Origin of the sequence: Prevotella sp. oral taxon 306 str. F0472 (genome assembly GCF_000257925.1) — a bacterium.
Classification (GTDB): domain Bacteria; phylum Bacteroidota; class Bacteroidia; order Bacteroidales; family Bacteroidaceae; genus Prevotella; species Prevotella vespertina.
The window spans coordinates 155578-170981 of the sequence record NZ_AJIN01000011.1 but is presented as its reverse complement, the minus strand read 5'-3'; the positions used below and the strand labels follow the sequence as shown (position 1 = coordinate 170981).

The following is a 15404-nucleotide window of genomic DNA, read 5'->3' as shown; positions in this document are numbered from 1 at the left end:
TTTACATTACACTAGAAGTCCTATAATCTCTGACACGAAATATATGAATAGAGCCACAGAACAAACTAATAATAATATGATAGCCAACTTGATAATTTTACGAGTACGCTGACTCCTTGTCTCCTCAGTCTTGTCAACTATTGGAACAATATCATCTTTCTTTGTCGTTTTTATGAAACGTACTACATTATCGAAATAGTAGTTCTTATCATTTTCACCCGTTTGGTATTTAGCAAACTTTACGAGATCTACTGTATTGAAAATTTCTTCTAACTCTTTAATATCTGTCTCCTTACATTCATCATGTAGTTTATCCAAGATTTCAGAAGAAGTCATCTCTAAGGCATTAAACTTATAACGCTTAGAAATATATCTTCTCAAGACATCAGTTACATGCGTATAATAGGTCTTTTGATCTGAATAAGACTTTATTTGTGAGCGAATCTCTTCCAACTCATTTAGTGCTTGTTCATAAGAAGACAATACACGCTCCTTCTTACTAACCTTACGTCTACTTAATGACTTATAGAGATAATAAGCAAGCCCCAAAAGAATAAGAATCAATAGCCCTATTAGGATGACGGGAAGCCACTCTGCAAAAGTAAGGCTAACCTGCTGAATATCATCAGGTGGCATTGGGGTATTCTTGACCGTATCAACAGGAATAGAACGAACATCAAAGCTAACGGCTTTCGTCAAACTCGTCTTACCATTAATAACAACCTTCTGTGCAGGAATGGTATAATGCTTTGCATTCCATGCCGTCAACACATAGGTACGTTTATTCAACTGATGATTAGAAGAATCCGTAACACTACGATTCACCTTTAACACTTCCACGTCTTGTGCATACTCTTTCGGCACAATCTGTTTAGGAAAGGAAACCTTTGTACCACGGGGAACATCTACGACAATACTATAACTAGTTCTTCCACCTATTAATATATGAGTAGAATCAATACTAGCTCTAACATTTATCTGTGCATAGCTGACACCAACTATAGATAATAACGCTATTATCACCAAAAACCTTTTCATCGTCTTCTCTTTAAAAATAACGTTATCAACATCTTGACATAATCGTCATTAGTAGCTATAGCCACACTATCAACGTGACTTTGCGTTAAAGTATCATGCAATCGTTGTTCACGCTCTTCCCAATAGGTATTGTGAGCCTTTCGAACACGAATATCATGTGTATCAACATACATCTCATGTCCTGTCTCTGCATCAATAACTTTCAGCAAACCGACATCAGGCATTACCTTTGCACGTGGGTCATATACTTGAATGGCAACAACGTCATGTTTTCTATTTGTGATACGTAATTCCTGACTAAAATCCTTCCTTGTATAGAAATCGCTAATAACAAAAGCTGTACAACGACGTTTGACAACCTTATTAAGATATTCCAGTCCTACTCCTACATCTGTCTTCTTACTATTTGGCGTAAATGTCAACATCTCTCTAATTAAATAAAGAATATGTTTCCTACCCTTCTTGGGTGGGATATACTTCTCAACGTGATCAGAAAAGAAGATAACACCTATCTTATCATTGTTTTGAATAGCCGAGAATGCTAATGTAGCAGCTATCTCCGTCACACATTCACGTTTAAGTTGTCCAGCGGTACCGAAATCTAAAGAACCACTCACATCTATCACCAACATTACAGTCAGTTCGCGTTCTTCTTCAAAGACTTTTATGTAAGGACGATGAAAGCGACCCGTAACATTCCAATCAATATCACGAACATCATCGCCATACTGATACTCGCGTACTTCAGAAAACGCCATACCTCTACCCTTAAAGACGGAATGATATTGACCAGCAAATATATTCTGGCTTAAGCCTAGAGCTTTAATCTCTATTTTACGTACTTTCTTTAGTAACTCAGTTGTATCCATATACAATGATGAAAACTATCTTTTCTTACAATACACTTAACAATGAAACGAGAATCATTAAGGTACTTGCACCTTGTTAATTATCTCACTAACTATTGTCTCTGTAGTTAAGTTAGCAGCTTCTGCCTCGTATGATAAACCAATTCTGTGACGAAGAACATCATGTGCGACAGCACGTACATCTTCTGGTACTACATAGCCACGGTGCTTGATAAAGGCGTATGCACGGCTAGCTCTGGCAAGATTGATACTTGCACGTGGACTACCACCAAAGGTTATCATCTCTTTCAAGTCAGCTAATTGATAACGTTCAGGATATCTCGTAGCAAAGACGATATCAGTAATATACTGCATAATCTTGTCATCCAAGTAAACATCCTCTACAACCTTTCTTGCTTCAAGGATTTCTTTAGTACCAATAACAGGGCGAATTACAGGAGCATTGCCTTGTAGATTCATTCGAACAACAAGTTTCTCTTCATCTAATGTTGGATAATCAAGAACAACCTTCAACATGAATCGATCCACTTGTGCTTCTGGCAACATATAAGTACCCTCTTGCTCTATTGGATTTTGTGTTGCCATGACAAGGAAAGGATCAGGCAAGGTAAATGTAGACTCACCAATGGTAACTTGATGTTCTTGCATTGCTTCCAATAGTGCACTTTGAACCTTTGCGGGCGCACGGTTAATCTCATCTGCAAGTATAAAGTTAGAGAAGATAGGTCCTTTCTTTACGTGGAATGTTTCGTCCTTTTGCGAATAGATTTGTGTACCAATAACATCAGCAGGCAACAAATCTGGAGTAAACTGAATACGACTATAGCGCACATCAATGAGCTGTGATAGCGTCTTGATAGCAAGTGTCTTTGCTAGACCAGGGACACCCTCTAATAGGATATGACCATCACTAAGTAAAGATATAAGTAACGAATCAATTAGATGCTTTTGGCCAACTATTATTTGATTCATTCCTGTCGTAAGGTCTGTCACAAAAGAACTCTGCCGTTCGATTCTCTCATTTAACTCTCTAATATCAATAGATTCCGCCATTATTTCACAATTTATATTGTACTCTTATGTATCATTCAACGAGTCACAAAAGTACAACATAAAAGCGGATAGGGCGAATATTTGTATCTAAATTATATTAAATAAAAACTTAGTGTTGGTTTTTAAAGACTTTTTTAATTGAAATAGGTTAACGTCTATGTTTTCATCCTTAAAAAAGGTAATTAGCGAAGTGATTCTACGTAAATTTAAATAGGTAAGAAATACATATAAAGACAAATATCCTCGTCTATTCAATGAATCAATGATTCTACAAATAGGCAGGGATATTTGCCTTTATTTATATGATTGACACACTCCTACTCTAAGGCTTATGCCATTAATTCCATAGGTGCTATAAATGTTTAAACTTATCTTATTCAGTATAGAGATAACGTTTAATAGACTTCTTCGGGGTTTTCTCAAACTCTTCTTCTTGAACACGAATCTCTGCCACCTTACAATAAGCTGGTACGATGGTATTCAACTGTGTGCGGTTTTCTTCCATTATATTCTTGATGTCCTCCGCATTAAGTCCAAGATTCTGAGCTTCGTCATAGTCTGGATAAACCAAAGCTATGAGTTTCTCGCCCTTCTGAATAACCAAACATTCACTTACCAGTGCCAAGGAGTTTAACTTATCCTCAATCTCTTCAGGATAGATATTCTGTCCGTTACTACCGAGCAACAAGTTCTTGGAACGTCCCTTTATAAATACATTACCATCCTCGTCCATTAATCCGAGGTCTCCTGTGTGGAACCAACCCTCCTTATCAATGGTACGTGCAGTATCTTCCTCATTCTTATAATAACCCAACAGAACATTAGGTCCCTTTGTAAGAATCTCACCAGCTACATTAGCAGGATCAGGACTATCTATGCGCACCTCTTGATGAAGTGCAGCCTGCCCGCACGATCCTTTTGCAAAGGTATGCCAATCACGATAGCAAATGATTGGTCCACATTCTGTAGCTCCATAGCCAACAGTATAAGGGAACTCTATCATGCGTAAGAAGTTCTCAATCTCTCCATTAAGTGCAGCTCCACCGATGATGATTTCATACAAATTACCACCGAATGCTTGATAAACCTGCTCACGTATCTTTGCACGAACTTTCTTGTTTATAACAGGCATGTTCAGTAGCAAACGCATCTTGTTGTTCTGAATCTTAGGGAAGACTTTCTTGCGGATAATCTTTTCTATCACAAGGGGTACAGCTATCATAATGATAGGCTTTACTTCTTGTAATGCTTGAGAGATTATAGCTGGCGAAGGTATACGTGTAAGGTAATATACATGGACACCTGAAAGGAACTCATAAATGAACTCAAAGGACATGCCGTACATGTGTGCCATTGGGAGTATGCTTATAACATTACTTCCTGGTTTGACAACATCTCCAAGTACATGTTTAGCAAAGTCTGCATTGCTCCACAAGGAACGATAAGGAAGCATTACTCCTTTCGAGCGACCAGTAGTACCACTTGTGTAATTAATTAACGCCAATTCATCGGGGCTTTGCTCACGATAGTAATGTACATGTTCTGGTCGGAAATACTTTGGGTAACGGCGTCCAAACTCCTCATTCAGATGTTCGCGAGCATAGGTTAGTTTCTCTGTACGACTCACTACTAAGGAGTAATCTGGAATATAAATAATACCTTCCAGCTTCGGCATCTTTGTAGCATCAATCTGGGTTACAACAACGTCGCCAACAAATAAAAGTTTAGCATCCGAATGGTTTACAATATTATGTATTTGTTCGGGCATAAACTCATGCAAGATGGGTACAGCTACTGCACCATAGGTCAACACGGCTAAGAAAGAAGCCGCCCAAGCCGAGGAGTTGCGTCCACATAAAGCTATCTTATCGCCTTTCTGTACACCACTCGCTTCAAACATGATATGTAGCTTTTCAATCTTTCTGGCAACATCATGATACTGAAGGGTCTTACCCTTGTAATCTGTAAGAGCATCCATGTCCCAGAACTTTATGATACTCTTCTCTACTAGTTCATTAAAACTCGAAATCTGTTCCATTGCACATTACTTCAATATATGCGCAAAGGTACATACTTATTGGCACATTACAAAATAAAATGTGCATAAATAAAGGTTAGCTATCGGGGATTATGTAATGGGACTACGATTCCAACGCTGTTGTAAGTCAATCGTACTTTAAGTTAAACAACAATCGTACTTCAAGTTAAACGACAATCGTACTTTAAGTTAAACATCAATCGCACTTTAAGTTAGAGAATAATTCGCTTATTTTAATCCCACTGATTTAAGAGAAATCATAAGTTAAGTAAAGAATATATAATATTGATATGCAAGTTTTTATAGCAATATAAATATACTATTACTATAAGTACTTTTAAAGTATTACTTTAAATAGTATAAACAAAAAACAAAGGAACTCTTCGAAGTCCCTTTGTTTATTATTGATAAAATAAGTTTTATGTTATGAGAACTTATTAGCGTCTGCCGTGATAACTCATACCATGCTTCTCATCGTGACGAAAGGTTGTCGTAAAGTCGGGTTTATCCATCTCTATAGGATTCGCGTTAAGTTCTGGCTCCCCCATCCATTCTACTATCTTGTCTACCCAGTGTGCTGCACCTTGCCGAGTAGGATGAATACCATCTATACGAGCGGCAACAATAGAACTGCTATCAAAGAAACGTTCAGCACCAGTGCGCTCACGAATTACATTTACAATGTTTCTATTCTTTATCTTACGCCATGATAATGGTCCAACCCATACGTAAGGGATATTACCAACACGATCTAAGATGGTTTGGATAGCCTCTGAACGTCTAGTAAAGTCATAATAGCCCAAATCATTTGTTCCAAGACTTATGATTACATAGGTTGGACGAAACTTCTCAATTTGGTATTGAAGGTCCTGTGTATTTGCCCAATTACGTGTGGTACTACCATACCATACTACTGAGTGAAATTCAAAGCCATTCTTTACTGCGTAATCATTAAAACGAGCACCTAACCCATCGACCATTGAATCACCAATTAGCAAAACAACTTGATTGCGAGAATTAGCAATATGCATTGTTGACTGAACGGAAGAAACGGGCTTCGCTTCTAAAGACATTTCACTCACGTCTTCTATTGGTTTCTGGCTTATAGACTGGCTGGGCATTTCGTCAGGTTGAATATCCATCCTGGTTCGCATTGCCTGATCAATGTTTGTGTTGTCTACGATACCTTTCTGTGCTTTCATAACTTGCACGGAAAGTAAACAAATAAATGCTATTAAATACTTAATACTTTTCACAACAAAATATATTTTAATTAGTGCGTTTCTTTGACTTTGAGTAATGCCAAATTTCAACGCTGTTAATAATGTTCTGCCAAAGGATATAACATCCTGGTCCTACTGTAGAGAGCGGATTAAGATAAGTGTTGGCTATCCAAATGGCAAAGGTTGTATTCTTCTGACCTAAAGCTTGTCCAGAATTGACTGCATTATGGAAGAAGGCTCCTATTGATTTCCCTGCTATAAATTGTAACAAACATAGTACCAAACTCGAAATAGCTATGAGTAAGAGGAAAGAAACACTTACATTAGCATGGACAATATTCTTAACGGTTGTTCCAGAAACAATCAGTAAGGAGGCACACCAGAGATAATAACTTAGATCATTCACATTAATAATCCATCTATAGAGGGGGCGTAACAAGTGCCAGTGCTTTGTAATATATGCCAATAGCATTGGTACGATTAGCACTAAACTCACTTTATTAAGAATGAGCAAGAAGGCTCCAGTAAAGGTAAAGCCCATGTTCGTTTCTATCAAAGGGAAACAAATTGGAATAAGAATAGCGCAAATGAAATTTGAAATGAAAGTGTAAGTAACCATCTCTGTCAAGTCACCTCCAATTTTCTGTGTGACGACGGCTGCAGCTGAGGCGCAAGGTCCTATAATACAGGTGAGTATAGCTTCTAAAAGAATTAAAACTTTATCCGTAGCGTGGAAGTACAATATCCATCCAACTATGACAATTACGCTAACTATTTGGAAGAGTCCTACCCACAAGTGCCACTTCACGGGAAGTAGTTTATGGTAATCAACCTTACAGAAGGTAACATAAAGGACAAGGAACATAAATAAGGGAAGGATAGCATTGAAGACTGGAGCAAGGATGCTCGATGCGTTATCCAATGCAGGGATAAACGCAAAGAGGAGATATAATACTGCACCAGTGGCTATCGATACAGGTAAGGTCCAATCCTTTAAAAATTGAATACTTTTCTTCATTTCACTTCCAATCATACGTATGATTCCATTCCAACAATGAAGTCAAACGGCTGCAAAGGTACAAAAAAAATGTCATAAAAGAAAGTGTATCAAACAATTATAACAATTTATTGAAGCAAAGAATCCCTCTAACTTCTCAGTTAGAGGGATTCTAATTAATATATATGAAGCTATAGAAAAGCGATTCTACTGCTATTATCTCTCGTGTAGACGACTAACTGCATCTGTCTTGAACTTAGCAAAATCGTTCTGAGTTGCCTTACCAAATGAGGTGTATTGACTTGCAACTCTTGTAGAGAGTGTGCTAGCCTTAGCAGAAGCTGGTCTCTGACGTGCAAGATCGAGTTTGAGAACGTCTGTGGTATTTGTACTATAACCTGTACCGAAGAAGGTGTCATAACCTTTACCCTGTTCGTAACCTAAGTGGAAGCCGTCATTTCCTTTATTCTTATCCAATACGAATATAGTACCTGTCTTGGTATATTTAATATAAATGCTACCATCATTGTTCACATACCATGAGAAGTTAAGCGTTTGTGTTTCACCCTTTGAGTTAGTATCAACTTCAACGCCATTACCACTTAAAGAACTTGTAGAAGAGTCATACTGGAAGAACTTCATGTTAGCTGTAAATTGATCGCGCACACGCTGGTGACTTTTATCATCAGTGTACTCATAAACAATGTCGCCTTCCCATTCACCTGTTAGTGTTTGAGCCTCTGCAACTAGTTGGTTATTGGAGGAATTGTACTGGTTATTGTAATTGTTATTCCAGTTATAATTGCCGTTATTATAGCTGTTCCAATAAGCATTACGGCTACTGCCTATAGCATCCATGAAAGCATAGAACTCATTGGTATAGGCTTCTGGATAATGAACATAGAACCAGTTATAAGCTGTGTAATAGTCGGAACCATTAGGATAGTCATAACGATAATTGCGTACTGCACTACTAACTAAATCGTTGTAATAGTAATAACCATTATCATCATAGTCATCACAACTTGTAAAAAGCATAGGACTTGCAACTACGGCAAGGGCTAAGAATAATTTCGCAACTCGTTTCATAAGCTTATCTTTTAATATTATAGTTTCTGTTACTTGTTTGATGCAAAAGTACAGCAATTAACTAATAATCTTAATGTAAATACACTATTTGGTAATAGGGAAATCCCTATCATCCTTTCTGGACATATATCGACACGTTTTAACGAATTAGGCATAAAAACTTTTAAACAATGCAGGGAGAAACAAATAAAATTAGTACATTTGCAACACATAATAATTTAGTTTCTTATTAAAAGCAGAAGATAAAACAAACAAGAAATGAGAACAGTTTATGAATTCTCTGTCAAGGACAGAAAAGGTAAGGAAGTATCATTGAAAGAGTATGCCAACGAGGTACTGCTAATTGTTAATACAGCGACCAAATGCGGCTTCACACCAACCTATGACCAACTGGAAGCACTTTATGAGAAATACCATGCAAAGGGCTTTGAGGTTCTTGACTTCCCATGTAACCAGTTCGGACAGCAAGCTCCAGGTACTGATGAAAGTATTCATGAGTTCTGCAAACTAAATTATGGGACGGAATTCCCTAGGTTCAAGAAGGTGAAAGTAAATGGTGATGATGCTGATCCACTTTACAAATTCTTGAAGGAACAAAAGGGCTTCGCTGGTTGGGATGAATCACATGAACTCTACCCTATCCTTGACAAAATTCTTTCAGAAACTGATCCTGATTATAAGGAAAAAGCGGATATTAAATGGAATTTCACTAAGTTCCTTATTAATAAGAAAGGACAAGTCGTTGCACGCTTTGAACCAACAGAGAAGATTGAGAATATTGCTAAGCAGATAGAAGAACTATTGTAAGTCTGTTTAGACAGATAGAAAGAAAAAGAGATATAAGTAAGTAAATGCTTTCTTATATCTCTTTTTTATGATTATTGATAGATAAAATTACTCGTAATCATCAACAACAGTATTGATAAAGTCCATCATTGGTTTACCTGTCTTGCAGATGTGTTCTAGCTCTTTATGCCAACTATCACCATTAAAGAAGTCATCAGGAACGGATACCCAACAACAATAATCTTTCATACGTAAATAGTGTAAATACTCATAATCTTTAGGGAAGCCTTTAGGAGCTGTCTTTAAAGCTGCTAGTCCAAAGCCTTTCTCACTTACTTTATCATCACTCCATTCTCCCTGGTTAGGACGTCCAAATAGACTAATAAATTCGTCATTCTCAACATCTTTTCGCCATTCATCTATATTTGCCATAATTTCATTACGACATGATGTTAGGATATTCGTTGGCAACCAATAACAACCTACTGCAATTAAACAGTTTCCAGGTTGGAGATGGATATAATAACCACCACGCAATGCCTTTCTACCATGTCCACAGATGTAAGCTCCTAAGTGACGTTTGTATGGACTCTTATCGGGTGAGAAACGTATATCACGATAGAAACGATAAGTACAATCTTTCGCTGTAAGATGAGCAACTTCATCATCAAAGGTGGATAGTTGGGCTATTATCTGCTCTACACCTTTTTCAAAATCATCCTTTACAGCATCATATTCAGCCTTATGTTCTTGAAACCATTCTCGATTGTTATTTGCAGCAATTCCCTTCAGAAAGTGCATAATCTTCTTTGTGTTCATAATCTTTTTGTTCTCCCCCTTAACTACTAATAAATGATTTACAACTTGCTATCTTTCATCAACTTTGGACATATCTCATCAAAAGGACAATGTCCACAATCCGCCTTAGCACTCTTACAAACATAACGCCCATGAAGTAATATCCAATGATGTGCATCAGAAACCTCTTCCGTTGGGATGTTCTTCATCAGATAATCCTCAACCTTACGTGGAGTATTTGCTGTTGATGGTACTAAGCCCAAACGATGACTAACACGATAAACATGCGTATCTACAGCTAAGGTTGGTTTTCCAAACCAAACAGCTTGTATCACATTGGCAGTTTTGCGTCCAACACCTGGTAACTGTGTAAGCTCGTCTGGAGTAGAAGGAACTTCCCCATTAAACTTCTCCACCAACATCCTTGACATATCTACCAAATGCGTTGCCTTTGAATTAGGATAAGAAACACTCTTAACATATTCAAAGACATCCTCAACACTTGCCTTAGCCATCGTCTTAGCATCTGGATAATGTCGGAATAATTCTGGTGTAATCGCATTAATCCTTTTATCTGTACATTGAGCAGAAAGCAATGTAGCACAAAGCAACTGAAACGCAGAGCCAAAGTTAAGTTCAGTTGTCACATGACCAGTATGCTTTCGAAAGTAACTTAACACATAATCATATCTTTCTTTTCTTGTCATTCTATTATATTATGGTTTATAGAATTTTGTAGCGTAGACCATAAGTCTTTACCGATTCTACTTATTCTCTTTTATACTTACTTTATCGTCTATTATCGTAATCGCTTGCTTATTAGTTATAATCTTCAAAGATAGATGTTTGTTCTTTTGAATAACTTTCTTTGTAGCTTCCTCGAAAGGAAAACTATTGTAATGGACGATAGGATAAAAATCTATGACCCCGAGCCCACTAAAGTCTGTAAAACCAGGTGTTTGTTCAAGATGATTATCCATATCTTTGGCATATTCTATATTAGAAGCAAGTATCATTGTTCCTGCTGATTCACCTATATATAGTTTACCATTCTCTATTTGATCAATTAGTAACTTGTCTGTGCCAGTTCTTCTTAATTCTTGCATGAGGAAGAAGGTATTACCACCCGAAACATATATATAATCACAATCATTTAAGATTTCTTCTATCTCTGTCGTGCTATATTGTGTAATCTCTAAGTCCTTTATGATAAGCCCAAGAGAAACGAGAGCAGCTTTGGCATCATCTACATATTGTGTGTAAACATCATGAATACTAGCCGTAGGGATAAATGCAATAGTCTTACCCTCCAATGGAGTGGGAACAAACTCCAATAGGATTGAAGCAACATCTGCAAACGATGAACATAAAAAGATTCTCTTCATTGTCATATTATGTTTTAGTACATCCCAATGTCAATACAGCTGGCAGCATAAAGTAACTGAGACTTTATACGATCTCTTAGTTTAAAGCCAATCGTATCTCTATCCTTTTGGTTTAATGCTGCAAAGTTACTGAAAAGCTATAGATTATTTGGTGCTTTCCGAAACTTAATGTACTTTTGCATTAGAAAATTAAAACAAATCAATTATGACAACTCCAATGATAGGACTGGTTGCACTACTTGCTATTGCATTGATAGCTTGGGCAATCGCAGAACTTAAAAACAGAAGTATTACATTCACTCACTCTGAAGCTGAAGCTGAAGGGGAAGAAGAGATGAGAGAGGCTTACGAAGCTAATGGTAATAAAGAACTGAACCTTAAAGATCTGCTTGCTCGCAATAGTACGAAAGGTTACAAGTCAATTTAAAACGACAACCAATTATAAGAAGTGAGGACTACATTTATTTATGTAGTCCTCACTTTTTCATTCATTATTGAAGTAAATAAGGTTAAACAAAAAAAGGTTGTAGAATAAATCTACAACCTTCTTTATTTATATCTTTATAAGAATTAATTCTTAAAGAATTCTTTGACGTCCTCATTAGGAACCATCTGCTCATCAAAAATATAAGCACCCGTCTTTGGGCTCTTAACCATCTTGATTACCTTTGAATATGCGCGACCATCCGAAGAACCTTCATGGAGGGTAGCGACCGCTTTCTTTGCCATAGTCTATTCGTTTTAACTATTAACTTTACTATTCAGTGCGTGCTTACTTAATCTCCTTGTGAAGAGTCATCTTCTTCAAAACAGGATTATACTTCATAAGCTCAAGACGCTCTGGAGTATTCTTACGATTCTTTGTAGTCACGTAACGGCTTGTACCAGCCATACCGCTATTCTTCATCTCGGTACATTCCAAGATAACTTGGACTCTGTTTCCTTTAGCTTTCTTTGCCATGATATTTAGTCTCCTATTACCTTAATGTCCTTCCAGTCAACATAACCCTTTGATACAGCCTGCTTAAGGGCAGCATCAAGACCTACCTTGTTAATAAGACGAAGACCAGCAGCACTAATCTTCAGCTCAATCCAGCAACTCTCTTCTACATAGTAGAACTTCTTGCTGAAGAGGTTTACATCAAAGCTTCTCTTTGTACGGTGCTTTGAGTGAGACACATTACAACCTAGCTGTGCCTTCTTTCCTGTGATTTGACAAATCTTAGACATTTCTATCTTTGTTTTGTGATTCGTTAATTGATACCTATTCCAAACAGGATGCAAAATTACAAAAAGATTTCAAATGAGCAAAACTTTAGCAAAGTTAATTACTGTTTTTAAGCTTTTTTGCAGTATTATTCGGACTTTATGTCCATATCATTCAGGAAATCAAGCATTAAGCGGATAGCTTTATTGGTTGCTATGGCAAGATTAATATCACGTCCAAAGTCTTCTGTGAGCTTAAAAGTTCTTACTTCATCTTTATTTCCATAAGCAAGCCAGATTGTACCAACTGGAGCTTCTGTCGTGCCACCACCAGGACCAGCATAGCCTGTTGAGGCAATTGCGAAATCAACACCAATAGCTTCAATCGTTCCTAACACCATTTCACGAGCAACTTCTTCTGATACTGCTGTATATTGCTCTAATGTTTCGTGAGAGACATGTAATAATCTCTCTTTAACATCATCAGTATAGGCGACAACGCCACCTTTATAATAATCAGAAGAACCAGGGATTGCCATGATTGCTTCGCTAATACGACCACCAGTGCAGCTCTCTGCTGTACCAATAGTTAAACCAGATGCATAAAGGATATCGCCGATTTGGCGAGAAATGATCTTACTTTCAAAATCCATAATCTTATTGTATAGGGTATTCTATTTGTTATTACTTAAAGGTTACTTTGCTGAATGCTGGTACATCAATCTGAGTAAAGTCTTTATCTCTATATTTAAATGTACCAACACTTGCTATCATTGCAGCATTATCTGTTGTATAGCTGAACTTCGGAATATAGATTGTCCACCCATAACGCTCCGCATGATCACGGAAAGCATTACGCAAACCATTATTAGCCGACACACCACCTGCTACTGCTACATGCTTAATTCCCGTTTGTTTAACAGCCAAACGAAGTTTCTTCATTAGGATGTCTACAATGGCATGTTCGAGACTTGCTGCAATATCTTCTTTATGATTCTCTATAAAATTAGGTTCTTCTTCAACCCACTTCCTCATATTATATAAGAAAGAAGTCTTCAAGCCCGAGAAAGAGTAATCAAAGCCTGGCACATTTGGTTCTGCAAACTTATATGCTAAGGGGTTACCTTGACGAGCGAGCTTATCTATTATAGGACCACCAGGGTATCCTAATCCCATAACCTTAGAGCACTTATCAATCGCTTCACCAGCCGCATCATCAATAGTCTGCCCCAAAACCTCCATATCGTTGTAAGCATTCACCTTAACAATCTGTGAGTTTCCACCAGAAACCAATAAGCAGATAAAGGGGAAAGGAGGCATATGGTTGTCATCTTCACTTTCTTTTATGAAGTGCGCCATAACGTGTCCTTGCAGATGGTTTACATCAATCAATGGAATCCCCAAGGAACGTGCAAATCCTTTTGCAAAGCTAACACCAACTAAGAGGCTTCCCATAAGACCCGGACCACGTGTAAAAGCAACAGCAGAAAGCTGTTCTTTCGTTACTCCAGCGCGAGCCAAAGCCTGATCAACTACAGGAACCACATTTTGTTGATGTGCTCTTGAGGCTAATTCTGGTACAACGCCGCCATAAGCCTTATGAACTTCTTGCGAAGCGGTCACATTACTGAGAATGATTCCATTCTTCAATACAGCAGCACTCGTATCGTCACAACTACTTTCAATGCCTAATATATAAATATCTTCCATTGTTTCGCAAACTTCTTTAATGAGTTAATATCTCCAGTCCATGCTCGGTCATAACGAATGTATGCTCCCATTGAGCTGAAGGTTTCTCATCACCTGTGATCACTTCCCAACCATATGGATCATCAGCATCAATAAATACCTTCCATGTACCCATATTTATCATTGGTTCGATGGTAAATACCATACCAGGAACTAGCAACATTCCTGTTCCTTTATGCCCATAATGAACAACATCCGGTTGCTCGTGGAACTCAATTCCAACGCCATGACCACACAAATCACGCACAACGCCATAACCATTCTTCTCTGCGTGTTTTTGAATGGCATGCCCAATATCACCAACAAAAGAATAGGGTTTTGCGGCTTCTGCACCAATTTCAAGGCATTCTTTAGCTACTCGAACCAAGCGTTCCTTCTCTGGAGTTGTCTTACCGCCTACAATAAACATACGACTTGCATCGGCAAAATAGCCATCTACAATCGTTGTCATATCAACATTGATGATATCGCCCTCTTGAAGAATATCCTCCTTCTTTGGAATACCATGGCAAACAACCTCATTTATACTAGTACAAACGCTCTTAGGATAACCTTCATAATTCAAACAAGCAGGAATGGCGTTATGATCTTTGCAATATTGCATACAAATATCATCTATTTCCTGCGTATTCATTCCTACATGAATGGCCTCTGCAACGGCATCTAAACAACCCGTATTCACTACTCCACTCTTGCGGATACCTTCTATCTGCTCAGGCGTCTTTATCATATCGCGAGTAGGAACCAACTTGCCTTGTTTCTCAAACGCCATTATCTTTAAATCCATTTCGGTTGGCTCTTGCCCTGGAAGGCAATGCCACCTCTTCTTCTTTAATTGCATATCCGTCTAATTAATTTGGTGCAAAAGTACTATAATTCAAAGATAAAACAAAATAAATCAGTTCCTTTTTAGGTGATAGGAATCGATTAAACCATGAGAATGTATAGACGATTGTTCTATTAACTTACTAACCGCAGGCGATTTCTTCCTTTCCGAATGAGCTTACAAAGGCTTATTGCTTATGCTCTTATAATATATAAGATGTATAAAAAAACTATTATTTTAACACGATTCTTATAGTCAATTAGTAAAGTTTATTCGACTTACAAGTCCATAAGTGCTAAGAAAATAGCATATCAATGGCTACTATCAATTTGCATCAAACTATCATA

Annotated in this window: 18 protein-coding genes; 2 read left to right on the top strand and 16 right to left on the bottom strand. The window is 37.5% G+C overall.

The genetic code is table 11. From position 1 onward, the window contains the following. Positions 1–6 precede the first annotated feature (6 nt). The 7 genes from HMPREF9969_RS01770 to HMPREF9969_RS01740 all read right to left on the bottom strand — a co-directional run bounded on the left by HMPREF9969_RS01770 (position 7) and on the right by HMPREF9969_RS01740 (position 8307). Positions 7–1038, bottom strand: a complete 1032-nt coding sequence (locus HMPREF9969_RS01770; protein WP_009434225.1) for a DUF4381 family protein — start codon at positions 1036–1038, stop codon at positions 7–9. Further along, entirely contained in the window at positions 1035–1907 is an 873-nt protein-coding gene (locus HMPREF9969_RS01765) for a DUF58 domain-containing protein (RefSeq protein WP_036894612.1), read from the bottom strand. The genes HMPREF9969_RS01770 and HMPREF9969_RS01765 overlap by 4 nt, the downstream gene beginning before the upstream one ends. A 57-nt stretch (positions 1908–1964) precedes the next feature. Further along, a complete protein-coding gene (locus HMPREF9969_RS01760; protein WP_009434102.1) occupies positions 1965–2960 on the bottom strand; it encodes an AAA family ATPase in 996 nt (331 codons plus the stop codon). A gap of 373 nt (positions 2961–3333) precedes the next feature. Then, complete coding sequence (locus HMPREF9969_RS01755; RefSeq protein WP_009434188.1) at positions 3334–4998, bottom strand: AMP-binding protein; 1665 nt, start codon at positions 4996–4998, stop codon at positions 3334–3336. Between the two features lie 437 nt (positions 4999–5435). Next, positions 5436–6311, bottom strand: coding sequence for an SGNH/GDSL hydrolase family protein (locus tag HMPREF9969_RS01750; RefSeq protein WP_009434113.1), 876 nt, complete (start codon positions 6309–6311; stop codon positions 5436–5438). Beyond that, positions 6268–7239 carry a transporter gene (locus tag HMPREF9969_RS01745; RefSeq protein WP_009434221.1) on the bottom strand — a complete coding sequence of 324 codons (972 nt, stop codon included), beginning with the start codon at positions 7237–7239 and terminating at the stop codon, positions 6268–6270. The genes HMPREF9969_RS01750 and HMPREF9969_RS01745 overlap by 44 nt, the downstream gene beginning before the upstream one ends. Positions 7240–7434: 195 nt before the next feature. Further along, positions 7435–8307, bottom strand: a complete 873-nt coding sequence (locus HMPREF9969_RS01740; RefSeq protein ID WP_009434130.1) for a hypothetical protein — start codon at positions 8305–8307, stop codon at positions 7435–7437. Between the two features lie 258 nt (positions 8308–8565). Here HMPREF9969_RS01740 and HMPREF9969_RS01735 point away from each other — a divergent pair, with 258 nt between their 5' ends. Then, the gene (locus HMPREF9969_RS01735; RefSeq protein WP_009434051.1) at positions 8566–9114 is read left to right on the top strand and encodes a glutathione peroxidase; all 549 of its coding nucleotides are present in this window, start codon (positions 8566–8568) and stop codon (positions 9112–9114) included. An 87-nt stretch (positions 9115–9201) separates the two neighbouring features. On the opposite strand, the gene HMPREF9969_RS01730 is transcribed toward HMPREF9969_RS01735, so the two are convergent. The 3 genes from HMPREF9969_RS01730 to HMPREF9969_RS01720 are packed head-to-tail and all read right to left on the bottom strand — an operon-like array spanning position 9202 to position 11276. Beyond that, positions 9202–9912: a DUF2461 domain-containing protein gene (locus HMPREF9969_RS01730; RefSeq protein ID WP_009434121.1), complete on the bottom strand. Its 711-nt coding sequence runs from the start codon at positions 9910–9912 to the stop codon at positions 9202–9204. 38 nt (positions 9913–9950) lie between these two features. After that, positions 9951–10598: an endonuclease III gene (gene nth / locus HMPREF9969_RS01725; RefSeq protein ID WP_009434139.1), complete on the bottom strand. Its 648-nt coding sequence runs from the start codon at positions 10596–10598 to the stop codon at positions 9951–9953. Positions 10599–10655: 57 nt separating this feature from the next. Continuing rightward, positions 10656–11276 carry a Type 1 glutamine amidotransferase-like domain-containing protein gene (locus tag HMPREF9969_RS01720; RefSeq protein WP_036894664.1) on the bottom strand — a complete coding sequence of 207 codons (621 nt, stop codon included), beginning with the start codon at positions 11274–11276 and terminating at the stop codon, positions 10656–10658. 205 nt (positions 11277–11481) lie between these two features. On the opposite strand from HMPREF9969_RS01720, the gene HMPREF9969_RS01715 reads away from it, so the two are divergent. After that, complete coding sequence (locus HMPREF9969_RS01715) at positions 11482–11703, top strand: hypothetical protein (protein WP_009434161.1); 222 nt, start codon at positions 11482–11484, stop codon at positions 11701–11703. Positions 11704–11846: 143 nt separating this feature from the next. On the opposite strand, the gene HMPREF9969_RS12385 is transcribed toward HMPREF9969_RS01715, so the two are convergent. The 6 genes from HMPREF9969_RS12385 to map all read right to left on the bottom strand — a co-directional run bounded on the left by HMPREF9969_RS12385 (position 11847) and on the right by map (position 15072). Continuing rightward, positions 11847–12005 (bottom strand): DUF4295 domain-containing protein, encoded by a 159-nt coding sequence (locus tag HMPREF9969_RS12385; protein WP_004383675.1) that lies wholly within the window; start codon positions 12003–12005, stop codon positions 11847–11849. A 43-nt stretch (positions 12006–12048) separates the two neighbouring features. Further along, on the bottom strand, positions 12049–12237 hold the full coding sequence (gene rpmG, locus HMPREF9969_RS01710; protein WP_004383676.1) for a 50S ribosomal protein L33: 189 nt from the start codon (positions 12235–12237) through the stop codon (positions 12049–12051). A 5-nt stretch (positions 12238–12242) separates the two neighbouring features. Further along, positions 12243–12506, bottom strand: a complete 264-nt coding sequence (rpmB, locus tag HMPREF9969_RS01705; RefSeq protein WP_009434212.1) for a 50S ribosomal protein L28 — start codon at positions 12504–12506, stop codon at positions 12243–12245. A 125-nt stretch (positions 12507–12631) separates the two neighbouring features. Beyond that, a complete protein-coding gene (locus HMPREF9969_RS01700; RefSeq protein WP_009434149.1) occupies positions 12632–13135 on the bottom strand; it encodes a CinA family protein in 504 nt (167 codons plus the stop codon). Between the two features lie 31 nt (positions 13136–13166). Then, positions 13167–14192 carry a tRNA (adenosine(37)-N6)-threonylcarbamoyltransferase complex transferase subunit TsaD gene (gene tsaD / locus HMPREF9969_RS01695; RefSeq protein WP_009434061.1) on the bottom strand — a complete coding sequence of 342 codons (1026 nt, stop codon included), beginning with the start codon at positions 14190–14192 and terminating at the stop codon, positions 13167–13169. 16 nt (positions 14193–14208) lie between these two features. Next, a complete protein-coding gene (map, locus tag HMPREF9969_RS01690) occupies positions 14209–15072 on the bottom strand; it encodes a type I methionyl aminopeptidase (protein WP_036894605.1) in 864 nt (287 codons plus the stop codon). Between the last annotated feature and the right edge of the window lie 332 nt (positions 15073–15404).